We start from the raw sequence: 22,619 nt of genomic DNA, 5'->3' as shown, positions 1-22,619 counted from the left end.
TACCTTCGGACAATCACTATAGCAGATACCTGCCCGACCTGCGGGGGGCCGCGTGGCGAACCACGCATGGCAAGACAATGTGACGACGGCGAATGGTTTAATGTCAGCCGTTGGGAGAACCCCTGCGGCCACATCGACCGCTACGCAGATGTTTTAAGGGAGGTGGCGGCATGACACGCACCCCTGCGACACAAATTGACCGCCTGAAATATGCACGGCGATCCGGTGACATTCTTGAGCTGCTGCGCCTTGCGCGGCGGCTCATGTTTCTTGGGGCTGTCATGGGAGCCGCTGGAACCCAGCTCTTCTGGAACCTCTATCAGATCCACGGCTTCGACGCCTCGCGCCTGACAACAGCCTTCCTGGCTTTCACGGCGATTTGCGGCTTGATCTGCTATGCCCCCCGCATCATCGGCCTGCCTTACTGGCCGACCATGACGCTCATTCAGGGCCTCACTATTTGCGGATTCATCTTCTTCACCACACCGCCCTCGGCTCTTTTCGCACTCGCGCTGCTTGCAGCAATGCCCGCTATCGTTTTGATGCACCTCGCTGTCTGGTTTATTACCCGACCGATGCCGAAAATACCTGATGGGGATGAATGAAATGAGGGAGATCGTAAAAGTGTCGCGTCAACCTGATTATGTTTTGCCAGAGAGTTGATCGCTACAACACAAGGTTGAAAGATAGGAGGCTCGGTCCTACAAACCGAGCCTCGCTTAAAAGCTGTTACCAATTGCTACTAATCAAACGGTAGAACCACTAAGCATCCTGCCTCATAAGAGCCTGCTTTGCTATTGTCCGATCGTCCTGTCGATGAGGCCATAGTCGCGGCTGGTTGGCATACAGAATAGGCATTGCCCATCGCTGGCGGCCGCCCAAGCATCACCAATCTGCCGCTTGGCGCTTTCAGCTTCGTAAAGCTGCGCCCCCTTATATTCTACAACAAGTATGCGACCATCCGTAAGCATTGCCACAAAGTCAGGATAAAACTTGCCGTGCGGGAGCTGGAGCCAGAAGGATGATTGCTTTCGATCGACGTTACGAATCCAATATCGAACCTTGTCATGTCGGTCGAGATAAACGGCGCAATCAAACTCTTCCCCTGTGGGGAGAAGATCACCTACAAGACGTGTGTAATGCTTCTCGAACTTGGTAGCCCCAGAATATGGCTGATTGGGAGCATAGGTCTGTTCATCGAAGATGATTGACAAGTCAGCGCTGACTGCGAAATCAGCGGTGTTAGCAGCAAACAGAGCTTGGTATTGCCCAACTTCACGCTCACCACGAAGATCGCTAATCAGTGTTCCGATGGCTTTTCGCAGATCGTATTTGTTTCGTGCAAGAACATGAATATCGAGGCCTGCGGCATTTAGCATTTCAATAGCCTTAGTGATAAATACAACCGCGCTTGGTTTAGTAATGTCTGGATGGACAATGCCGGAGTCAATCCAGTTGGCAAGTCGAGGTAGGTTCCACGCAGGTTCTTTGATAACCCCAGCAAGATCGGCCTGAACTTTCTTTGGGAAACCAATTTCAATCCCTCCATGCGAACCAACATCTATCTCGCCTATACGGGCCGTGTCGGGCAGGCGGAACCGCGTTAAAATTTCAGAAGGATCGCACTGGTCCAAACGCCATGGTAAATCAAGGAAATGTTCTTGCGAGAACAGTTGTAGCTCGCCTTGCTTGCGGAAACCAAGCAGTGGGACGATGAAGGGGGGCTTATCGTCTTCATCAGCGGCAGAAGTTTGAAAATGGTTCGACTTCGCATAAAGTCGGTCAATCGTCCTAGCGACATTCGGAACAGCGGCAAAAGCCAAGTGGATGAGGTTCCGGCCTTCTCGCGTCATTGGACCCTTATAGGTCAGCGTCCGCGTCTCGCTATCGAACGATAGGCGGGTCTTGATCGAAGTCGGTAGGCGGTCGATCACAGCTTCAATTACTTCGGGGGCAGATACCTCGGCGGGCAGTGGGTCGGACTGATAGGGTGCTTGAACCTCAACAAAGCTAAGGTTCTGCTGCGGGGCGATGATTTGTTCCGCATCCAAGGGGTCAAAACCAGCCCCTTCCACCAGACCATCACGCAACTGCTGCGCAGTTGTGTCAAAACTGCGCGAGACGATAAAGGCGTAAGACTGGTTCAAGGCATCTCGGCGCTTGCGCTGCGCCTTTGGCATACGCAATACACGGCCAAGGATCTGCTCAACCGCAGTTGGAGATACTTGATCGGCCACAGAACAGAGTATGTAGGCGAAGGGGCAATCCCAGCCTTCCTTCAACTTTGACACGGTAATGATATAGCGGACGGGGCATTTCTCGCTGCGTATGTCTTCTATGTCGTCAAGGTCTTTGCGCGGGCCGGTATGGACCGCGATCTGCTCCTTTGGAATTCGTTGGTCTTCCCGTAGGTATTTCTCGATAGTCTCCCAAGTGATACGGGTCGGGTCATCCTTTGACGCGCTTTGCGCCTGGAATAAAATGATGGGCCGGATGTATTCCCCCGTTTCGGCCTGCTCTGCCTTTGCCGCCTCTTCTAACGCCTTCTGGCAATCCAGCGCCCCGCCGATGGTCTTGACCCAATCCGCGTCCGTGGTCAGGCGGATGGGCATCTTAATCATCTGCTCGGCCTTTAACTCGGCGGCGGAAACCGAGTAGAGGATGTTAGACGCATGTTTGTCGCGTTCTGGCTTGTGTTCTTTTTGCGGAGTGGCGGTCAGTTCAAGGATCAGCGACGGATTAAACCGCGATAAGGTGCGGAAGGATAATTCGGTCCGGCTGTTGTGGGCTTCATCTACAATCACCATGGGGCGATGTAGTTTGAGCAGGTTTGCCAGAGAATAGACGGGGCGTGAGCCACCTTCAATCTTGTCTAGCAGAGCAACCTGCTCGTCGGTCAAGTTGCCGAAGTGATCCATCAAGACCCCTGCGTCCTCGTAGACCTTCAAGCCATCGGGGTTCTCTTTGCCACTATCATCCTCACGTCGGAAGGATTGGATGGTGGAGACGATAACTACTGCCCCACCTGTCGCGTCTGCCTTGGACATAGCCAACGCCTCGGCCTTTGTCATCACAGCAAAGTTGCGATTGAAGGATTGGAGCAGAGCGGCGCGATAGTGATGGCGCTCGTCCTTCAAGGACGCAACGGTCTGATCAAGGATCGCGGTAGAAGGCACAAGCCACAAAACCATGGGGTTCGTGGTTTGAAGGTAGTCGCGTGACGCAATACCGATAGAATGCGCGGCCATTAGCGTCTTCCCGCCGCCTGTAGGAACACGAAGGCATACAAAGGGGGTGCCTTCTGCAACGGCGGGTGCGTTGCGGAAGGGAAATTTTGTCGCCTTCATGAAGGCCACTTCCGCACCCAAAGTCGTGCTGTCGCGCAGGAACTCACCAAACTTTCCAAGGGCAAGTTTCTGGTATTCTTTCAGTTCAAAGTTTATCGCCGCCATATCAGACCCCCGCAATCTGGTAGGGTATTTGCTTAAAAACCACACCCTCAGCTTTAAGCCTGTCATGGGATACAGTCGTGCCTTCAGCATAAACAACTCGGATGCCGTCGAAGCCCTCGGGAGAAGGTGGTAGGGCAACTAGCGCGTCAGGTGTCAGCACATTGCCAAGCGCCTCGCGTGGTGTGCCTTCAAGACCTTGGGTATACAACAGATAGACTGCCTTCTCCCCGTGCTTCCCGAGGTAGGGATTTCCCACCTGTGCTTTGGCTGGAATGGGAAGACCAGTTTCGACAAAAAATACGTGAGCGGCTAGATCAGCGAATGACACTTCACCATTTATGTCCCCAAATTCGTTGAAGAGCGGAACACCAAGGCGACAGTAGCGGAAGCCACCTCCCAAAGCCGGAACAGGCTTTGTGCCATCACCGCCCTTGTCATAGCCAGTAATCGCCAATCTCAACCGCTCCGCTGTGACCTTTTCGGCTATGTCATGCTTCATTTCCACAAGAATGAAACGGCGGCCACCGTTCTCTTGCTTGTTCAAATCAAGAACGGCATGACCAGTAGTCCCAGATCCGGCAAATGAATCCAGAATGAGATCGCCGTCTTCTGTGGCAAGTTCGATAACGGTCCTAATCAGCCCTAAGGGTTTAGGGTGGTCGAACTTCCCCCGCAGCCCCATCGAAGTCAAAAGAGTTGTGCCGGCTTCGTTCAAGTATTCGCTACCCTTGAAAATGGACTTTGCGCTTTTCGTGTTTTTCCTTGCTCGCTGATAGACGGTCCATTTCCCGCTTCTAACCATGCGTCCAACAAGGTCTGGCGCGTCAGTGTCCAATACCTTCTTTTTGATAAGTTCTTGGCTCCATCGCCAACATCCATCCGTTCCATCGCCATCCACAGGAAAAATCTCGATCTGCGAAGTAGAGGTTCGGAACAAGGTCAGGCGATGGTGATCCTTTTCGAAAGGGACAGGTTCGGCATACAATGGAAAGTAAAGATTGGGGCGGTTGGCCCTGTTGAAACGCGGGTTTCGGTTTCGCAATTCCCAAAGTTCATAGCCGCCTCGCACATCTTTGTATGGAAACGCACGGTCTAAATCCGATATTTCGGCGAGTTCAACGGCCTCCGAACGACCATAAATCAGCAAATACTCGTGGGTTCGGGCAATCGCCTTGTAGGTTTGCCCGCGAACATTTGTCTCGGTGATGACTTCGGCGATGAAGTTTCGTTCCCCGAAAATCTCGTTCATCAGCATCTTTAAAAGATGAACGGCAGCATCCGAAATTGACACGGCAACAACGCCATCCTCTCGCAGGAAATCGCGCAACAGGCGCAGGCGCGGATACATCATACAAAGCCATTTATCATGGCGAGATAGGTCTTCCGCCTCCTTACCGACAACTTGACCGAGCCACGCGCGCATTTCCGGCGAGGACACATTGTCGTTGTATATCCATCCTTCGTTGCCAGTGTTGTAAGGTGGGTCAATGTAAATACATTTCACCTCACCAGCATAATATGGGAGAAGGGCCTTCAAGGCTTCCAGATTGTCGCCCTGAACCAGAAGATTACCCGCATCGGTGTCGCCCGCTGACAAGTCACCATCGCAATGAACCAGCCGATAGGGAACCTCTTTGTGGTGGTGTTCAACCGCCTCTTTCCCAATCCAATTCAATGACGGCATCCCTACTTCCTTTGCTTGCGCGGCGGCTGCCATTACCCGATCGGGCAGGCTACGCCGTATGACCAATTTTCTTTCACCTGCGCGGCAGGATTTCATCTCTTTGAACCGATTTTACTTGGAACGCCAAGAGCTATGGCTAGAAAAGAATGTCCACCTGCGCCGTTCTACTGGACACCCCTGCGTGTGCGACAAAGAGTAATCACGCTGGCGACATGACCCCAGACTGCCGCTCATTGCTTATTGCTCTCCCTTTGGACAAGCACCCGAAGAAACTCTACGCTGATCTGACCTTCATTGGGATCAATGATCCGCACCTTTTCATCGCTGCGCACCATGTTCTCCGCGCACTCAAGCGCCGCCTGGGGCGTCGGAAACTCAGCTACGCCTTCTGATACGCCCGCAATCGGATTTCTCGGCTGGAAATATACCTTATACAATCTTGCTTCCTCCCTGTTTTGCCCGCCACGCCCGCTGCGCAGCGGCCTTTTTATCCCGCTCGATCTGTTCAATAAGGGCTTCAACGCCATCCCAAGGCTCAAATAGCTGGGCCATCGAATAGACAAACAGGCCAGCCCTGCATTCCCAAATCTCCGAAAATGTCTCGACCGCATGGCGCGGCGTGAAGCCCACGCAGAGCGGTGTAGCAAAGAAGACTGCCGCAGGCTCCCCCCGCACGAGCTTGAGTGCCGCGATCAGCTCCTGACGCTGCCCCAGCTTGCCGCCCCAGTTTGTCGTCTTCGCAATGCCCCTCACATCGTCGGTGTAGACGTGTTCCTGCGGCACACCCCACAGCCGCGCCGCGTCCGTCTGATAGGACTGATCCGGCAGGGAGGGGTGAAGGGTGACAGAGGCAAATTTGTGCATAATCGCTGGATCAACTCGGGCTGACTTTATCGCTTGATCTACATTGTAGAGAAAACACTTGAAACGCGCAAGCGCTTCGCTTAATCTACATTGTAGAGAAAGGAGTAACCGCCATGAAAATCCACACTGTCACGATCTGCGAAGACAACGTGCCTGATGTGCGCGTGTTCACCAGCGCAGCAGAGCGCGATGCTTACCTCTTCGCCCATTACAAAGCCGTCTGGGATGCCCTCGATCTCGATGACGTATGCCCCCCAACGTGGAAGATGATCGAAGAAGAGCTGGAAGACGCTGACCATCTTCGGGACAGCGCCCGCGCTCACCTTAAAGAGCATGATCTTTCGGTAGCACTGGGAGCAGCAGCATGAACCGTGAAATTGCAGATCGCAAAATCCAAGAAGCCATCGACGCGGCTTGGCCGGTGGGCATGATCTCCGAAGCGGCCATGATCCAAGAGATCAAGGCGCGACTGGACGAACCGGCTCTGATCCAAGAGTTTGAAATGCGGCTCCATGACGAGGCGCGGCAGTTCATGGAGACCCGCCCCGATCTTCGCATCATGAGCCTTGATGAATGGCTCGTTGAACATCGTGAAGCTCTGTCAGAGGAAGAGCGCAAAACCGGCGCGGCAATCCTCGACGCACTCTACGCATCCGAGTAACTATCACCTCAATCGCAACCACGGCATAACAGTCGGCCAATCTCGCGGGCCGTCGGCCACAACCCCCCCATTGTCACCCCAGCGAGAACCACCAACCCGAAGGAGGTTCTCAAATGTCCAAGTATCGCTTCTACAAACCGACCTATAAGCCGGTCAGCCTGCAAACGCTGAACCGCTCCTACTTCCTCGGCCAGCTCGCCTGCGCAGAAGGCCGTGGCGCTGCCCCCGATCTCGACCCGCGCATGAGCGAGGTGCTTGCGGCTACGAAGATCCAGCACCCAGAGCTGATCGACCATATCCGCGCCTGGTCTGACGGCTGGCACGAAGCCTCGAAGCTCCAGGCTGAAATCCATGTCTCCGAGCGCATCCCAGATTTCACCCAGGCTCCCAAGCCAGAGCCTTCCCCGAAGCCCAGGCGCTACCGCTTTCCAGATTGATGATGTTCCGATACCTCGCACCTTCCGCAATCTGCGGCATGATCCTTGGCTCGGCCCATTTGGCCGGTGCTGGTTACACAAACTGGCTCCGGCCTCTTTCAGACCCTCCATCATGGCTCTCCATGACAGCCCTTGCCGTGACGATCCTTGCGATCGCCGCGCTGTTCCGCGTCTGGCTTCATGCCAGTGAGCGCAGAAAGCCGGTCCTCGCGGGCGCCCTGATCGGCACTTTTGCGGGGTTTGGGTATTATGGCGTCTCGCTGCACTGGCTGGGCCACGCCTTCCTTTACCCCTCAGACGACAGCTACACCCTGCGGGCGCTGGGCGGGGCCTTTGCCTCGATGGGTCTTTTCGTGCCGTGGTGGACTGCTGCAATGGCTGTTGCTGCCGCTTTGCGCTCCAACCGCCTCGGCAGTGCGATGCTGCTTTGGGCAGGCTGTATGGGTCTGGCCGATCTGATGCTATCCGACCTTGCTTATGGGATACCGCTCGCACCGCTATCGGCAGTCCTGCTGGACACGCCTCTCACCCCATTGGTTACAATCCTCGGAACCTTCGGGGCAAATACCGCGCTGCTCGCGCTGGGCGCAGCGCTGGGGGCCGCAGCATGGATTTACGGGCCTCGGGCTAGGTTTGCCGCCTACGCCGCTCTGGCAGCTTCTGTGGCCGCTGTAGCGGCTATTCCCGATCCCGACCCTATCAATCCTGAAAATCCTCTGCGCATTGCTGTGGGCCAGCCCGCAGGCGAGCAGCGCATCCGGCCCACATATTTCGACCGCACGGCATGGATGGCAGACATTCGGTATCTGGTTGATGCAGCCGCGTCCGCACGAGCTGATGTGCTGATCCTGCCCGAGCTATCCATCCCCTTTGATCCCTCCCTCGATCCCGAAAGTCACGACCTCACCGCAATCCTGCAATCAGCCCCCGAGAACATGACGATCCTCTGGGGCTACTATGCCACTGACCCCCAGCCTGACGGCTCATATCCGAGCCTCAACCGCGTCGTTGCAACTTTGGCCGGCTCCCAGCAGGAGAGCTATGACAAAGCCTATCTTGTGCCATTTGGAGAGTTCATGCCCCAGCCCTTCAAGGCGCTGGGCTTCCAGCCATTCACCGGAACGGCTGATGGTCTGAAAGCAGGCGACGGCTTGGAAATCTGGTCCGTGGGAGCCAGCCGCTATGCTGTGCTGATCTGCTATGAAAGCCTTATGTCTGGGCCAGTCTCACGGCAGGCCAAACAGGCAGACTGGTTCGCCAATCCGACCTCTGAAGTCATGCTCCGCGACAGCATTGGTCCCTATCAGGTTCTGCAATATACCCGCCTCAGAGCAATCGAGATGGGCAAGCCCTTCTACCGAGCCGCGCAAACCGGATGGTCAGCCGTCATCGACAGCGATGGGACGATCAAATCCGCGATCCCCTCAGAGATCACCGGCCTGCTGCACGAGCCGCAGCTTCCCCTTCGGCCTACCGTATTCGCAGCTTTGGGCTACCTGCCTCTCTATGCGCTTCTCGCACTGATGCTGTTCGCTGGAATAGCGATAGGGCGCGTAAAGCAAAGAGATCGAATTGAGGTGTGAAAGGAGCCGTGGCAGCGACGAGGTTGCACCGACCGCGCTCCGAGCGGGGCTACCACACCCATGATGCTCGTCGGACGGCTCTTCTCCAATATACGGCTGACCCTAAATCTGTTCAATCCGTCCATTTAGCTATCATTTTGCATATGCTTTTCGCTATCGTTTTGCATATGTAATGCGCAATCATTTTTGCATATGGTTTTCGATATGCTTTTGCATATAGCCTTAGCATAGGCAGTTGGATATGGCGCAGCATATGCACTCTGCAATCGTTCTGCATAGCATCAATGCAAGCGAAAAACAGTTGCGTGACGGAAAGCTCGGTGTAAACTTCTAAATTGATTTAGACGCAACCACGCCGACAGGAGGCAATCATGGGCGGTTTCCGCTTCCGCGATAAAGACACCAAGGAAGAGCTGATGGATGCCGACCTCGCGGCGGAAGCAGCTCTTGCAGATGACCTCGATCAGATCCCTGCCAATCCCGACTTTGAAGATGCGCGGCACGTCATGACTATGGCTTATCCCTCGCACAGCGCAGACGATTACGATACCGAAGAATAAATCCCCGATCTCGAAAGCCACCACTCAGAAATCGGAACAAAAAGACGATCCTCCGGTTGAACACTCAAGCCCAGGCAGAAATGCCTGGGTTTTTTTCTGGCCCACAAACGAAAAGGGGAGCGCTCGCAGCGCCCCCCCATAGGGGTCGTTTGCGGGAGAGGGCGAAATCCTACGCTAAGGCTTTGGCCAACGATATTCTCCGGTAAGATTGATGTGTTCCCAGGGGATAGGAGAAGTCGCTTGATATCTAGTATGACGTCTGTCGCACCTGCTTGATCGCGGCCGCGATAGCTAGATCGCGTTGCTCCTCTTCTCCATCCGCGTTCCAAGCTGCGGAAAGGCACCCATAAGCGTACGCCTGGTCGAGCAGGCGACGCGGATCGACGTCCAGCGCACGAGAGAATGCGTCCGCCATCTGTGCAATGCGTCTGGGATCGAGACAAAGGTCGTCTCTGTCAGCCGGATCGTAGAACATATTGGCGGCGCCAAAGCCCACTTCACCGACCAGACCGACGGGATCTATCACCAGCCAGCCGCGACTGGAGAACATGATGTTTTCATGATGCAGATCGCCATGTAGCCCACGCAGTTCCGAGGCATTGCTCATCATTTGATCGGCTATAATCGCCGCGTGGACGTAGTCAGTTTGACAACCTGCGTTTTGATCATCGCGCGCCCGCTGAAACAAAGCTGCAAAGCGCTCCCGGATCGGGAGAAGAGCAGAAGGCAGGGGTTCCTCAGATGCGGCATACAGCTTCGCCATCAGTTCCGCTGCAATTTCGGTCGCCTGGTAGTCGCCGTGCTCGGCAACGATGTGAGAGAGCATTCGCTCCCCGGCATATTCGAGCAACATCAGATTGTTCTCACGACCGAGCAACCGGACTGCTCCCCTCCCACTGCGCCATACCAGATAGTCGGCCCCGCGCAGTTCATCAGCAATGTCTTCTATAGGTTTCAATCCTTTGACGATTGCAGGAGTCCCGTCTGGCAAAAAAACTTTCCAAACGAGGCTGGAAAAGGTGTCCGCAATGAGAACAGGTTGGGAAACGTGCCAATGAGCAGGAAAAACAGGCGGCATGAACATCAACCCCAAGTAAGAGGGTCCAATCGCAGATAGAAGGCAAGGCGTTCGCGGTCGGGGGCTTCGATCCCCAATACATTGAATAGGACAGCGAAGGCGCGCTCTGCTTCATCTGGCGCTGCCCAGTTCTCTTCGGCGTTAGCAATCATGAGTGCCAAATCGGCATAGCGATCTGCTGTTCCGAGCCGCCCAAGGTCGATCAGACCCGTACATTGAAGAGTTCTAGGGTCTACCATGAAGTTCGGCATGCAGGGATCACCATGGCAAACAACCATATCGGTGCGCTCTTGGTCGAGCCGCACCGGTAGCTCTCGTTCGACACGAGCCAAAAGATCGAGCTGCGGCGTACTCTTGTCCTCGTCAGGTAAGAAGTCGGGATTGACGGCATTGCGGGACACCACATCAACGGCGCGTCCGATCATTCGCGACAGCCTGCGCTCAAACGGACATTGATCAACCGATAGGCTGTGAACAGCCCCAAGTTGCTGCCCCATTGACGGCCACGCTTTGAGCAAATCTGCTCCAGACAGATCCGCCGCCGGTACTCCCGGAATTGCCGTTATCACTAGGCATGCGCCCTCCTGTTCCTCCTGCCAGTTGATTACCTCGGGGCAAGCCACACCTCGACCTTTGAGCCAAATGAGGCGGTCACGCTCTCCAGCGAGCTCACCGCGACGGGAAGCAGGTGCGATTTTCGCGAAGGCATGCCCGTCACCACGTCGAAAAACAAAATCACCGGATTCTCCGCCTCTGACAGGCAACCAGTCAGAATGCGATTCACCCAAAAAAATATAAGTCCGATTCAATGGAGGTTCCTTCAGTTTGCTGATGAGGCGCGGAGGTGGCTCAACCTGCGAAAAGAAACGAGTTGCTACGTAAGTCCGAGAACATGCTTTCCATGGTCTCTGAGCTCGCCTTTGGGGCCGACGTACCGGTAGAGAGTGACGCGCTCGATGCCAAGTTCCTTGCAGAGATCGGAAACTGAAGTATCGCGCTGGGCCATGGCGGCTTGCGCGAGACGCACCTGAGCTTTGGTGAGCGCGAATTTTCGTCCGCCCTTGCGACCGCGCGCTCTCGCGGAGGCGAGACCCGCCATGGTGCGCTCTCGGATCAGATCCCGCTCGAACTCAGCCAAGGTGGCGAAGATTCCGAACACCATGCGACCGGACGCAGTCGTGGTGTCGATCTGAGCGCCCTTTTCAGTCAGAACCCGCAGGCCGATCTTGCGGTCTGACAGCTCCTTCACCGTGTTGACCAGATGGGCAAGCGATCGTCCGAGGCGATCGAGCTTCCAGACCACCAGCACATCGCCGTCACGCAATGACTTGAGGCAAGCGGTCAAACCAGGGCGATCATCACGACCGCCGGAAGCAAGATCATCATAGATATTGTCCCGTTCGACACCTGCGGCGCGCAAGGCGTCGTGCTGCAGGTCGAGAGACTGCGAGCCATCGGCTTTGGAGACGCGGGCATATCCGATCAGCATGTATCACAAACGTTGGTTTGAGGCGGCGCTTCGGCCACGATTGCATTGACCTCTGGAAATGTATCTCAACCAGCTTCATAAACAAAGCGTCTTGAACGCTATCAGATTTTGAAAAAGGAACATGTATGCCGCGTCGCGTCACTCTAACCGATCGGCAGAAAGACGCGCTGTTGCGCTTGCCGACTTCACAGACGGATTTGCTCAAGCACTATACGCTGAGTGATGAAGACCTTGGGCATATCAGGCTGCGTCGGCGCGCTCACAACAGGTTCGGCTTCGCCCTGCAATTGTGTGTCCTGCGCTATCCCGGCCGGGTGCTGGCTCCAGGCGAACTGATCCCTGCAGAGGTCATCGAATTTATCGGAGCGCAGCTTGGCCTGGGTGCCGACGATCTCGTAGACTATGCTGCCCGCGAGGAAACACGGCACGAGCATCTTGCCGAGTTACGGGGGCTCTACGGCTTCCGCACCTTCTCCGGACGTGGTGCGAGCGAGCTGAAGGAATGGTTGTTCCGAGAAGCCGAGATGGCGGTGTCGAACGAGGATATCGCCCGTCGCTTCGTAGCCGAGTGCCGACGCACCCGCACTGTCCTTCCCGCGACATCCACGATCGAGCGGCTTTGTGCCGCGGCTCTCGTCGATGCCGAGCGACGCATCGAGACGAGGATCGCCAGTCGGCTGCCTATGTCGATCCGAGAACAGTTGCTGGCATTGCTCGAGGAGACGGCTGATGATCGGGTGACCCGTTTTGTGTGGCTGCGCCAGTTCGAGCCTGGCTCGAACTCTTCGTCGGCCAACCGGCTGCTCGACCGGCTCGAATATCTGCAACGCATCGATCTCCCCGAGGATCTGCTTGCCGGCGTTCCTGCCCATCGGGTGACTGGGGTCGTCTCAGAAAACGGAAAATAAAGCACGCTAAGTGTGCACTGAGGCGGGAACGCTCATTGCAACGCCTTTGCTAAGGCTGATCCGATTCTGGACACCGCCTGGTTGCTTGCCGACATAGACGCTGCGGTTTGGGTGATGTAGATCGCCTATGCCGACCCGCCCTATATCGGCTGCGCGCACCTCTATCGGGACCATCCCGATTACGCGGGCGAGGTCGATCATGTGCGCCTGATCGAGCGGCTGGATCGCAACTATGACGGCTGGATATTGCACGCCGCCGCGACGCCGCGCTCTATCGCAACGCTTGCCCCGCTGGTCGAGAGGACGGGCGCGCGATGGATGGCATGGGTGAAGGGATTTGCGGCGTTCAAACGCAATATCCCGGTCGCCTTTGCGTGGGAGCCGGTCATCGTGAAGGCGGCGCGAAAGCCTGTCGTCAGCAAACGGCTGGTGATGCGGGACTGGATTCAGGAGAGCATCACGCTTCGCCGTGGCCTCACTGGCGCAAAGCCCGAAGCGGTCTGCCATTGGGCTTTCGAGATGGTCGCCGCGCGTCCCGACGATACGCTCGACGACCTGTTTCCCGGCACCGGGGCGGTTGCCGAAGCATGGCGCACATGGCGGCTCAAATTCGCTTTGCCGGACGAGCCGGCGGCGCGCTCCGCAGCGCCTCGCGGTGTGCAGGATCGTGCAGCGGATGGAGCAGGACCATGAAGGCAGGAGGGGCAGAAAAGGCAGAAAGGGCGGAGGGCAAGATTAAAGAAGACGGCACCATATCGGGCCGCTTCTGGAAATTATTGTTGTCTGCACACTGGTTAGGTGGCCGGTTCCGGCACCATGGTTTTAAGGGGCCGCGTGCCGCGATTTTGCGCAAAGCCTTGGCTTTGCAGGGTTTCGAGCGGCACCATAGGCGCAGATCAGCCTGTTTTCAGCGGTTTTCGCTGGAGTCGCGCCCATGAGCGCCGACGACGAAAACCGCTTCCGTCCGAAGCCCGGCCGCATCCGATCCGACACGCCGAAGGCTGGCAAGACCAAGAGCTTTTTCACGCAGGTCAAGAAGATCGCCCGGCAGCATCAGGCAGCGGCCTCCCGCGATCCTTCCGTGCCGTCATCCGCCCGCCCGTCAACGCCGGGCCGGTCCCGTGCCGTGGTCGCCAGCGGCAAGGGCGTGAAGCGCGGCCGGGGCGCGAGCTTCGTGCGCGCCCGCAATATCTCCGGCCATTGGCATCATCGCCAGCCGGGCAGCCGCCGCGTCATCGTCAAGCAGCGCAGCGTCAGGGCCGCATGGGAGGGCGGCCGTGCCCGCGCGCATCTGCGCTATGTCCAGCGTGACGGAACCTCACGCGACGGCGAGCGCGGCCGGCTCTATTCGGCGACCGAGGACCGCGCCGATGGCGACGCCTTCCTTGATCGCGGCAAGGACGACCGCCACCAGTTCAGGTTCATCGTCTCGCCCGAGGATGGCGCGGAGCTGTCGGACCTCACGGCCTACACCCGCGATTTCATGAAACAGGTGGAAGCCGACCTCGGCACGAAACTCGATTGGGTTGCCGTCAATCACTACAACACCGGCCATCCCCATGTGCATATCATCGTCAACGGCCGCGACGATACGGGCGGGGATCTAGTCATTAACGGCGACTACCTTTCCGCCGGCCTGCGCGAACGCGCCAGCGAGCTTGCCAGTCTGGAACTCGGCCCCGTCACCGAGATCGAGCAGACCCGCAAGCTGTCGGCCGAAATCGACCAAGATCGTTTCACCCGGATCGACCGCGCCATGGCCGAGGAAGCCGATGCGCGTTTCCTCGACCTGCGCCATGAACCGGCAGAGCCGAAACGGCAATTCGAGCGGACGCTGCGCCTGCGCCGTCTCGGCAAGCTGGAGAAGATGGGGCTGGCGACCGAACACGCGCCCGGCGTTTGGGAGTTGAGCAAGGACATGGAGCCGGCCCTGCGCGAGCTGGGCGAACGCGGCGACATTATCCGCACCATGCAGAAGGCGCTCGGCCCAAAGGGCGGCCAGCGCGACCCCATGAGTTTCCAAATCCATGACGGAGTGCCCGAGACGCCAATCTTTGGCCGCGTCGTGGACAAGCACCTGTCCGACGAGCTGGGTGAGAACCTGACAATCGTAGTGGACGGGATCGACGGGCGGACGCACCACATCGCCGGCATCGCGCCCGAGCGGCTGGAGGATGCCCGCATTGGCAGTATCATAGAGATCGGTCCGGCCGAAGCGGCAGCCCGGCCGTCCGACCGCACCATCACATCCATCGCCGAGAACGGCATCTACCGGCCGAGCCGTCATCTGGAGCAGGCGAAGTTCGAGGGCCGCGTTCCGGGCGGCGATTATGAGGGCTATGTCGATGCCCATGTCCGGCGACTGGAGGCATTGCGCCGCGCCGGGATCGTCGAGAGGATCGACGCCGACCAATGGCGCATCCCCGATGATCTGGTCAGCCGCGCCGCCGCCTATGACGCCGGCCGTGACCGGCAGGCCAGCGTTCGCATCCTTTCCCCGGTCGATCTAGGCAAGCAGATCGGATCGGACGGCACGACATGGCTGGACCGGCGATTGGTCCATGGCGAAACGGTCGACCTTGCGCCGGCCGGCTTCGGCCAGCAGGTGCGTGAGGCGATGGACCAGCGGCGCGAGCATCACATCGAACAGGGCGATGCCACCCGAGCACGGAACGGCCGCATCTTCTACCGGCGCAGCCTTCTCGCCACCTTGCGCGAGCGGGAGGTTGCCCGCATTGGCGCGGAGATGGCCGAGGGCAAGGGGTTGCCGTTCCGTGCCGCCACGGACGGCGAGAACGTCAGCGGCAAGTTCACCGGGACCGTTCAGCTATCGAGCGGCAAGTTCGCCGTGGTGGAAAAGAGCCATGAGTTCACGCTTGTCCCGTGGCGGCCGGTGATCGACCGCCAGCTCGGCCGCGAGATCACTGGCGTCGTGCAGGGCGGATCGGTGTCGTGGCAGTTGGGGCGAAGGCATGACCTTGGCCTTTAGCACATACGCGTGTTTTATCCGGTATCTATCATGCCCCGTGTATCTCACGCTGGATGCCGGCTATTGTAGGGGCCATCATTCAAGCGAGCAGTAGAAAAGAAGATATGCCGAGACCGAAACTACATAGCGATGAGTTCATTCTAGATACCGCGCTAGGCATCCTTCTTCAGAAAGGTCCATCGGCCTTCACCCTCTCCGATGTTGCGGAAGCGGTCGGCATCTCGCGGGCTGCACTGATCCAGCGGTTGAAAGACAAGGCGACGCTGCATCTAAAGGTCATGGAGCGCAACACGCAGGAGGTGCGCGACTATTTCGCGGGTGCGAGTCCCGAAAAGGGCCTCGATCCGCTGTGGGCGATGCTCAAGGACCTCATCGCCGGTATGGGTGACGGTGCCGGAACGGAAGGCTACCTTCTTCTATTGTGGGGAGACGTTCAGGAGCCGTCGCTTCGCGCCCTTGCGGCGGAGCGGAACAGACTGGTCCTGAAAGCTATCGAGGCACGACTGCCCGCCGGGCCGCGCCAACCCGAGCATACCGCCGGCTTGATTCAGACGGTCATTCAGGGGTCTTGCATGCAGTGGCTCGTTGAGCCGGAAGGCGAGCTAGCGGCTTTCATGACCAAGCGCACCCACATGCTTCTGTCCGTCCTCTATCCCGACCATGTGTTCGGGTAACACCATCTGGAGGGTTGTTTATAACCGTCGTGTCGGTTATCTATAAGGCATGCGCCACGGTATCGCCGGGCACGGAAACCCGGAACGACTATCATGCCTATACAAGAACCCAGCCCGTTGGGGGCCGAACGACAAAAAGCACTGCCTGCGCCAACCTTGGCGCTGAACCTCATGGCCGACGAGTTCGATGCGTTGAACGCGAGCAGCGGGCCGCAAATCGCCTATCGCGACCTGTTCTGCCCACACATGGACCTGCCGCGCGCCTTGCGGAACTGGTCAGAGGCTCGGGGCGTCCAGTTGCGGAGCCTTCGCAAAATCACGCATGAGCGCGGCGGTCGGTCGCAGAAGGTGCTTTTCGGCCTTCATGACGGTTATGCCGTTGAAAGCGTTCTGATCCGTCGTCACGACGGACACACCGCCTGTATTTCGTCACAGGTTGGATGTGCCTTCGCCTGCCAGTTCTGCGCTTCCGGCCAAGCCGGCCTCAAGCGCAACCTTTCGGCGGGCGAGATTGTCGAACAGGTCGTTCAACTCGGGCCGAAGGTCAACCGGATCGTGTTCATGGGCATCGGCGAGCCTTTGAACAACTACGAGCAGGTGATGAAGGCGATTCGTATCCTGCGCGACCGGCGAGGGATGAATTTTCCCACCACGGGAATCACGCTTTCGACCATCGGCATACCGAAGGCTCTAGCGCAATTGCGAGAAGAGCATCTGGCGATCAATCTGACTATATCGCTGCATGCGACGACGCAGGAAGTTCGCGACCGTCTCATCCCCGGATCGCGTAAGCACGACATCAATGAAGTCATCGCGCGCGCTTCGTCATGGGCGGAACGGCACAACCGGATCGTCACCTTTGTCTATCTGGTCCTCCCCGGCATCAACGACACGCTTGCTGATGCGAAACGGCTTGCCGGTCTCATGAACAAGCGAAGGGCGCGTGTGAACCTTATGCGCTGGAATCCTGTCGATGGCATCGCGCTTGATCGAACCGGCGACCGCAGCCTCGGACTTTTCCGTGAAGTGCTGGATCGCGCCGGTGTGCCGGTGGTGGTGCGGGATACACAGGGGCGGGATATTTCGGCGGCATGCGGTCAGCTCTGGTTGCGCGATCTGCGCGGAATCCCGGTCGAAAAACGCGGAGCCACAAAAAAGGCCGCCTAGCGGGAGCATAGGATGCGGCGTTCGAAAAGACATGCGAACGATGCCTTCCGATCAAGTGAAACGCTGCTCGGGTCGCGCATACCTCTCTTGTCGCTGATCCAGACGATTGCCGTCGCCGAATATCTCAACTTTCGACACGCCGCCAATGCGCTCGGTGTGGCGCAATCCAGCGTCAGCGCCCGCGTGAAGGCGCTGGAGGACGATCTTGGCATCCTCGTGTTCGAGCGCCATGCGCGCGGCGTTCGCCTGACAGAAGCCGGACGCCATTTTGTCGAGCGGATCGCGGCCGGCATCGACCAACTTGACCATGCCGTGAAGACCGCCGGCATGGCGGCAGCCGGCGAAAGCGGTCGGCTTCGCATCGGTATCCATGCCCTGATTCCACACAGCTTCCTCGCAAACTTGATCGACCAATACCGCGAAGACCACCCCGGCATCGAGGTCGAAATCGCCGAGGGCACGGCCCGCGATACCGTCATGCAGCTTCGCGCCGACATGCTCGACATAGTTTTTGTGGCCGGCACGCCCGAACTGCCCGACTGCAATTCCCGCCGCATCTGGACGGAACCGCGGGTCGCCGTTCTGTCGGAGCGGCACCGTCTCGCCGGGCAGGCAAGCGTCACATGGGCCGATCTGGTCGGCGAGACGTTCCTAGTCCGGCATGGCGGCACCGGCCCGCAAGCGCATGACCATATCGTTTTGCGCCTCGCCGGGCGCTGGCCCGCGCCGTCGATTCTGCGTTTCGACGTGGGGCGCGGCACCCTATTGTCCATGGTCGGACAGGGGTTCGGCATCACCATCGTCGGGGCAGCCACGGCGCTGCTGCCAACGTCCGGCGTCGTCTTCCTGCCGTTCGCCGACGAGCCGGAACCGATTACGTTCTCGGCCATCTGGTCGCCGTCCAACCGCAGCGCCACGCTGAAAAATCTGCTCTGCCTTGCCAGCCACATGGGGCAGATCGCCCGCACCGACTGAATCTAGCCGCTGGCGGCCGGTCATCGACCGCCAGTTCGGCCGCGAGGTCATGGGCGTCGTGCAGGGCGGATCGGTGTTGTGGCGGTTGGGGCGGCAAAGGGGGTTGGGACTTTAGAGCACCTGAAACGGCGTTGCGACACCGGCGCTATTCGGATAGGAGATAGATATTCGTATTGCCAAATGTGGGGCTATCAGCATGGGAAACGCCAAGTCGGCCGACAAGTAAGCCGCAACAACAAGCACTGTTGTTGCGGCGTTCTGTAAGATCAATCCCCAATCTGATTGCTGACGAGCAGACGTCGCCCGGTATTCCTTAATCGAGCGGTTGATTCGTCATGACCACCACACGCCCCGCGTGGGCCTATACGCTGTCGGCAGCACTGCTGCTGATGGCTCCCTTCGACATCCTCGCTTCACTGGCGATGGATATTTATCTCCCCGTCGTTCCAGCGATGCCCGGCATCCTGAACACGACGCCCGCCATGATCCAACTCACGTTGAGCCTCTATATGGTGATGCTCGGCGTGGGCCAGGTGATTTTTGGTCCGCTCTCAGACCGCATCGGGCGACGGCCAATTCTACTTGCGGGCGCAACGGCTTTCGTCATTGCGTCTCTGGGAGCAGCTTGGTCTTCAACTGCACCAGCCTTTGTCGCTTTCCGTCTGCTTCAAGCAGTGGGCGCGTCGGCCATGCTGGTGGCGACGTTCGCGACGGTTCGCGACGTTTATGCCAATCGTCCTGAGGGTGTCGTCATCTACGGCCTTTTCAGTTCGATGCTGGCGTTCGTGCCTGCGCTCGGCCCTATCGCCGGAGTATTGATCGGCGAGTTCTTGGGATGGCAGGCGATATTCATTACTTTGGCTATACTGGCGATGCTCGCACTCCTAAATGCGGGTTTCAGGTGGCACGAAACCCGCCCTCTGGATCAAGTCAAGACGCGCCGATCTGTCTTGCCGATCTTCGCGAGTCCGGCTTTTTGGGTTTACACTGTCGGCTTTAGCGCCGGTATGGGCACCTACTTCGTCTTCTTCTCGACGGCTCCCCGTGTGCTCATAGGCCAAGCGGAATATTCCGAGATCGGATTCAGCTTTGCCTTCGCCACTGTCGCGCTTGTAATGATCGTGACAACCCGTTTCGCGAAGTCCTTTGTCGCCAGATGGGGCATCGCGGGATGCGTGGCGCGTGGGATGGCGTTGCTTGTTTGCGGAGCGGTCCTGTTGGGGATCGGCGAACTTTACGGCTCGCCGTCATTCCTCACCTTCATCCTACCGATGTGGGTTGTCGCGGTCGGTATTGTCTTCACGGTGTCCGTTACCGCGAACGGCGCTTTGGCAGAGTTCGACGACATCGCTGGATCAGCGGTTGCGTTCTACTTCTGCATCCAAAGCCTGATAGTCAGTATCGTCGGGACATTGGCGGTGACGCTGTTAAACGGCGATACAGCGTGGCCCGTGATTTGTTACGCCACGGCAATGGCAGTGCTGGTGTCGTTGGGGCTGGCGCTCCTTCGATCCCGTGATGCTGCCACCGAGAAGTCGCCAGTCGTCTAGCCGACGACTGGAAGCAAGCCCGCTCCGATGCGGCGCAATAATCATCGAAACCTTGTGAATGGCGGTATCCTGTCCGGCAAGATACCGCTCATTTCCCTTGTCCCGTGGCGGCCGGTCATCGACCGCCAGCTCGGCCGTGAGGTCATCGGCATCGTGCAAAGCGGATCGGTGTCGTGGCAGTTGGGGCGGCAAAGGGGCATAAGCCTCTAATCTGTTGTAGATGAACGCAGCCGCTCGAAACCAGCGATGAGGCTGTCGAGTCCGAAGTTGAACGCAGCATCCATGCCGTCTGTTTCCAACTCGTGAAACAGATCGTGCAGGAAGGACGACGGTGCTTGCTCGGACACATCTGGCCTGTCCGGAACTCTCTCATCGGCATCAGATGCCTGCTGCTCGAGAACGGAACCGACCACATAGTGACTGACCGCCCGGAGCGCCCAAACAGCGTGCTTCGGACCAAAGCCCGCCGCGCAGAGAAAGCGTATTTGTGTCTCGGCAGTGCCAAAATTCGGTTCTGTCGGTCGAGTGCCGGCATGGATGCGCGCCCCGTCGCGATAATAGAGCAACGCCGTTCTGAAACTCTGGGCGTTCTCTTTCAGGAATAGCCGCCAGTCTTCGTTCTCTTCGGGTAGCGAGCGGGTGTGGCGTTCCGTCAACATCGCCTCCGCAAGTGCGTCAAGCAGCGCGCGCTTGCTCTGGAAATGCCAGTAAAGCGCAGGCTGCTGAACCTTGAGGCGTTCAGCGAGCTTTCGCGTCGTCAGGTTGTCCATGCCAACCTCGTTCAGCAGCTCCAGCGCCGCTGCGATCACGGTGCCTTTGTCCAGTTTGGTCATTCACGTTCCTCTGCCAGTGCTTGACAATTTATCAACGATAATTTCTATGTCTATGTTCTTATCATTGATAAAGTCGCTCGCATTGAGCGGCGCTGGAGTTTCAGGTGCGCAGCTCTGCCATCATCGCACTGCTGATCGTCAGTCTCGACGCCATGGGACTCGGCCTCATCATGCCGGTCCTTCCGACGCTTCTGCGCGAGCTTGTGCCGGCGGAACAGGTCGCTGGTCACTATGGTGCTTTGCTGTCACTCTATGCGTTGATGCAGGTCGTCTTCGCGCCCGTGCTTGGAAAATTTTCAGATGCTTACGGCCGGCGTCCGGTGCTTCTGGCTTCTCTTGCGGGGGCCGCAGTCGATTACACGATTATGGCATCAGCGCCGGTCTTATGGGTTCTCTATATCGGCCGACTCGTTTCTGGCGTCACGGGAGCAACCGGAGCCGTAGCTGCCTCAACCATTGCCGATTCGACGGGGGAAGGTTCTCGCGCACGCTGGTTCGGCTACATGGGGGCCTGTTATGGAGCAGGCATGATTGCCGGGCCAGCACTTGGTGGCATGCTCGGTGGTATTTCTGCCCATGCTCCGTTTATCGCCGCTGCCCTTCTCAACGGCTTCGCGTTCCTGCTTGCCTGCATTTTTCTCAAGGAGACTCATCACAGCCATGGCGGGACCGGAAAGCCGGTTCGCATCAAACCATTCGTTCTGTTCCGGCTGGATGATGCATTGCGCGGGCTAGCTGCGCTTTTCGCAGTCTTCTTCATTATTCAACTGATCGGCCAAGTGCCTGCGGCCCTATGGGTCATCTATGGCGAGGACCGTTTTCAGTGGGACACCACGACTGTTGGTTTGTCGCTTGCGGCATTTGGAGCAACACACGCGATCTTCCAAGCGTTTGTTACCGGTCCGCTTTCAAGCCGGCTTGGAGAGCGGCGCACGCTACTCTTTGGCATGGCTGCGGATGCGACTGGCTTCATTCTTCTGGCTTTTGCCACGCAGGGATGGATGGTGTTCCCGATTTTGTTGCTGCTTGCCGCCGGAGGTGTTGGCATGCCGGCCTTGCAGGCAATGCTTTCAAACAATGTCAGAAGTAACAAGCAAGGAGCTTTACAGGGAACGCTTACAAGCCTCACCAATCTAAGCTCTATCGCGGGACCGCTTGGCTTCACGGCACTCTATTCTGCCACCATAGGAGCATGGAACGGTTGGGTTTGGATTGTCGGCGCGATCCTCTATTTAATATGTCTGCCAATACTACTCAGACCTTTCGCAACTTCATTGTGATTGAGTCATGGCGAATTGGTATGCGTAGACTTACGAGGAATGACGGATTAAATCCGTTGAGCCATCATCTCCTCTCGGGGCGAGTGCCGATGATGACCTTAGTTCACACTCTCGCCGTCGCCGAATATCTGAACTTCCGCCACGCCGCCAATGCGCTCGGCGTGGCGCAATCCAGCGTCAGCGCCCGCGTGAAGGCGCTGGAAGAAGACCTTGGCATGGCTCTGTTGCGCAAATCGCGTGTTTGCCGAGGTTCCCCTTTCCCCGGACAGACTTATCCCACGGCTTCCGTGACAGGTATGCCGAGCGCTGTGTAGCCGTTCAGGACGGCGATGCGGACCTGGAGCTCGGCGACCTGACGGTCGAAGTCCCGAGCCATGAGCCGCTGGCCCAGCAGCTTCACGCAATGCATCTTCGTCTCGACGCGGCTTCGGCGGT

Annotated in this window: 22 protein-coding genes and 5 pseudogenes; 18 read left to right on the top strand and 9 right to left on the bottom strand. The window is 57.9% G+C overall.

The window, feature by feature from the left end; all coding sequences use genetic code 11:
- Nucleotides 1–170: 170 nt before the first annotated feature.
- Nucleotides 171–605: a hypothetical protein gene (locus H0485_RS19120; RefSeq protein WP_226937515.1), complete on the top strand. Its 435-nt coding sequence runs from the start codon at nt 171–173 to the stop codon at nt 603–605.
- A 189-nt stretch (nt 606–794) separates the two neighbouring features.
- Here the strand turns inward: H0485_RS19120 and H0485_RS19115 are convergent, their stop codons facing one another.
- The 4 genes from H0485_RS19115 to H0485_RS19100 all read right to left on the bottom strand — a co-directional run bounded on the left by H0485_RS19115 (nt 795) and on the right by H0485_RS19100 (nt 6,000).
- A complete protein-coding gene (locus tag H0485_RS19115) occupies nt 795–3,452 on the bottom strand; it encodes a DEAD/DEAH box helicase (protein WP_226937514.1) in 2,658 nt (885 codons plus the stop codon).
- 1 nt (nt 3,453) lies between these two features.
- A complete protein-coding gene (locus H0485_RS19110; protein WP_226937513.1) occupies nt 3,454–5,232 on the bottom strand; it encodes a site-specific DNA-methyltransferase in 1,779 nt (592 codons plus the stop codon).
- 134 nt (nt 5,233–5,366) lie between these two features.
- A complete protein-coding gene (locus H0485_RS19105) occupies nt 5,367–5,573 on the bottom strand; it encodes a hypothetical protein (RefSeq protein WP_226937512.1) in 207 nt (68 codons plus the stop codon).
- Complete coding sequence (locus H0485_RS19100; RefSeq protein ID WP_226937511.1) at nt 5,566–6,000, bottom strand: hypothetical protein; 435 nt, start codon at nt 5,998–6,000, stop codon at nt 5,566–5,568. The genes H0485_RS19105 and H0485_RS19100 overlap by 8 nt, the downstream gene beginning before the upstream one ends.
- 113 nt (nt 6,001–6,113) lie before the next feature.
- Here H0485_RS19100 and H0485_RS19095 point away from each other — a divergent pair, with 113 nt between their 5' ends.
- From H0485_RS19095 to H0485_RS19075, 5 genes are all read left to right on the top strand, one after another.
- A complete protein-coding gene (locus tag H0485_RS19095; protein ID WP_226937510.1) occupies nt 6,114–6,368 on the top strand; it encodes a hypothetical protein in 255 nt (84 codons plus the stop codon).
- On the top strand, nt 6,365–6,661 hold the full coding sequence (locus H0485_RS19090; RefSeq protein ID WP_226937509.1) for a hypothetical protein: 297 nt from the start codon (nt 6,365–6,367) through the stop codon (nt 6,659–6,661). Before H0485_RS19095 ends, H0485_RS19090 begins: the two co-directional genes overlap by 4 nt.
- Nucleotides 6,662–6,774: 113 nt before the next feature.
- Entirely contained in the window at nt 6,775–7,098 is a 324-nt protein-coding gene (locus H0485_RS19085; RefSeq protein WP_226937508.1) for a hypothetical protein, read from the top strand.
- Between the two features lie 38 nt (nt 7,099–7,136).
- Entirely contained in the window at nt 7,137–8,681 is a 1,545-nt protein-coding gene (gene lnt, locus H0485_RS19080; protein ID WP_226937507.1) for an apolipoprotein N-acyltransferase, read from the top strand.
- A 371-nt stretch (nt 8,682–9,052) separates the two neighbouring features.
- A complete protein-coding gene (locus tag H0485_RS19075) occupies nt 9,053–9,241 on the top strand; it encodes a hypothetical protein (RefSeq protein WP_226937506.1) in 189 nt (62 codons plus the stop codon).
- A gap of 247 nt (nt 9,242–9,488) precedes the next feature.
- Here H0485_RS19075 and H0485_RS19070 read toward each other — a convergent pair whose 3' ends face one another.
- From H0485_RS19070 to H0485_RS19060, 3 genes are all read right to left on the bottom strand, one after another.
- Entirely contained in the window at nt 9,489–10,325 is an 837-nt protein-coding gene (locus tag H0485_RS19070; RefSeq protein ID WP_226937533.1) for an APH(6)-I family aminoglycoside O-phosphotransferase, read from the bottom strand.
- Nucleotides 10,325–11,128, bottom strand: coding sequence for an aminoglycoside O-phosphotransferase APH(3'')-Ib (gene aph(3'')-Ib / locus H0485_RS19065; protein ID WP_025464697.1), 804 nt, complete (start codon nt 11,126–11,128; stop codon nt 10,325–10,327). Before aph(3'')-Ib ends, H0485_RS19070 begins: the two co-directional genes overlap by 1 nt.
- Nucleotides 11,129–11,193: 65 nt before the next feature.
- Nucleotides 11,194–11,808, bottom strand: a complete 615-nt coding sequence (locus tag H0485_RS19060) for a recombinase family protein (RefSeq protein ID WP_226937505.1) — start codon at nt 11,806–11,808, stop codon at nt 11,194–11,196.
- Nucleotides 11,809–11,933: 125 nt separating this feature from the next.
- On the opposite strand from H0485_RS19060, the pseudogene H0485_RS19055 reads away from it, so the two are divergent.
- The 10 genes and pseudogenes from H0485_RS19055 to H0485_RS19010 all read left to right on the top strand — a co-directional run.
- A pseudogene (locus H0485_RS19055) lies at nt 11,934–12,686 on the top strand (DUF4158 domain-containing protein); the annotation flags it as partial.
- Nucleotides 12,687–12,917: 231 nt separating this feature from the next.
- A complete protein-coding gene (locus H0485_RS19045; RefSeq protein ID WP_226937504.1) occupies nt 12,918–13,409 on the top strand; it encodes a hypothetical protein in 492 nt (163 codons plus the stop codon).
- A 241-nt stretch (nt 13,410–13,650) separates the two neighbouring features.
- Nucleotides 13,651–14,304 (top strand): annotated as a pseudogene (locus H0485_RS22045) (relaxase/mobilization nuclease domain-containing protein); the annotation flags it as partial.
- Between the two features lie 168 nt (nt 14,305–14,472).
- Nucleotides 14,473–15,705, top strand: a complete 1,233-nt coding sequence (locus tag H0485_RS22040) for a DUF3363 domain-containing protein (protein ID WP_226937532.1) — start codon at nt 14,473–14,475, stop codon at nt 15,703–15,705.
- A 104-nt stretch (nt 15,706–15,809) separates the two neighbouring features.
- Nucleotides 15,810–16,379: a TetR/AcrR family transcriptional regulator gene (locus H0485_RS19035; protein ID WP_226937503.1), complete on the top strand. Its 570-nt coding sequence runs from the start codon at nt 15,810–15,812 to the stop codon at nt 16,377–16,379.
- 93 nt (nt 16,380–16,472) lie between these two features.
- Nucleotides 16,473–17,546 carry a 23S rRNA (adenine(2503)-C(2))-methyltransferase RlmN gene (gene rlmN, locus H0485_RS19030; RefSeq protein ID WP_125334607.1) on the top strand — a complete coding sequence of 358 codons (1,074 nt, stop codon included), beginning with the start codon at nt 16,473–16,475 and terminating at the stop codon, nt 17,544–17,546.
- Nucleotides 17,547–17,558: 12 nt separating this feature from the next.
- Complete coding sequence (locus H0485_RS19025; protein WP_226937502.1) at nt 17,559–18,521, top strand: LysR family transcriptional regulator; 963 nt, start codon at nt 17,559–17,561, stop codon at nt 18,519–18,521.
- A 10-nt stretch (nt 18,522–18,531) separates the two neighbouring features.
- Nucleotides 18,532–18,636, top strand: a pseudogene (locus tag H0485_RS19020) (DUF3363 domain-containing protein); the annotation flags it as partial.
- A gap of 220 nt (nt 18,637–18,856) precedes the next feature.
- On the top strand, nt 18,857–20,071 hold the full coding sequence (floR, locus tag H0485_RS19015; protein WP_226937501.1) for a chloramphenicol/florfenicol efflux MFS transporter FloR: 1,215 nt from the start codon (nt 18,857–18,859) through the stop codon (nt 20,069–20,071).
- Between the two features lie 93 nt (nt 20,072–20,164).
- Nucleotides 20,165–20,281 (top strand): annotated as a pseudogene (locus H0485_RS19010) (DUF3363 domain-containing protein); the annotation flags it as partial.
- On the opposite strand, the gene tetR(G) reads toward H0485_RS19010, so the two are convergent.
- Complete coding sequence (gene tetR(G), locus H0485_RS19005; RefSeq protein ID WP_226937500.1) at nt 20,278–20,904, bottom strand: tetracycline resistance transcriptional repressor TetR(G); 627 nt, start codon at nt 20,902–20,904, stop codon at nt 20,278–20,280. The pseudogene H0485_RS19010 and the gene tetR(G) sit on opposite strands and share 4 nt — an antisense overlap.
- A gap of 104 nt (nt 20,905–21,008) precedes the next feature.
- Here tetR(G) and tet(G) point away from each other — a divergent pair, with 104 nt between their 5' ends.
- Entirely contained in the window at nt 21,009–22,184 is a 1,176-nt protein-coding gene (gene tet(G) / locus H0485_RS19000) for a tetracycline efflux MFS transporter Tet(G) (protein WP_164685248.1), read from the top strand.
- Complete coding sequence (locus H0485_RS21925; RefSeq protein WP_354002464.1) at nt 22,097–22,498, top strand: helix-turn-helix domain-containing protein; 402 nt, start codon at nt 22,097–22,099, stop codon at nt 22,496–22,498. Before tet(G) ends, H0485_RS21925 begins: the two co-directional genes overlap by 88 nt.
- On the opposite strand, the pseudogene H0485_RS18990 reads toward H0485_RS21925, so the two are convergent.
- Nucleotides 22,456–22,619 (bottom strand): annotated as a pseudogene (locus H0485_RS18990) (IS5/IS1182 family transposase); the annotation flags it as partial. The gene H0485_RS21925 and the pseudogene H0485_RS18990 overlap by 43 nt on opposite strands.

Source organism: Pseudogemmobacter faecipullorum, from assembly GCF_020539525.1.
GTDB lineage: Bacteria > Pseudomonadota > Alphaproteobacteria > Rhodobacterales > Rhodobacteraceae > Pseudogemmobacter > Pseudogemmobacter faecipullorum.
The sequence above is the reverse complement of the archived record's forward strand: the minus strand, read 5'-3'. Positions and strand labels throughout refer to the sequence as shown.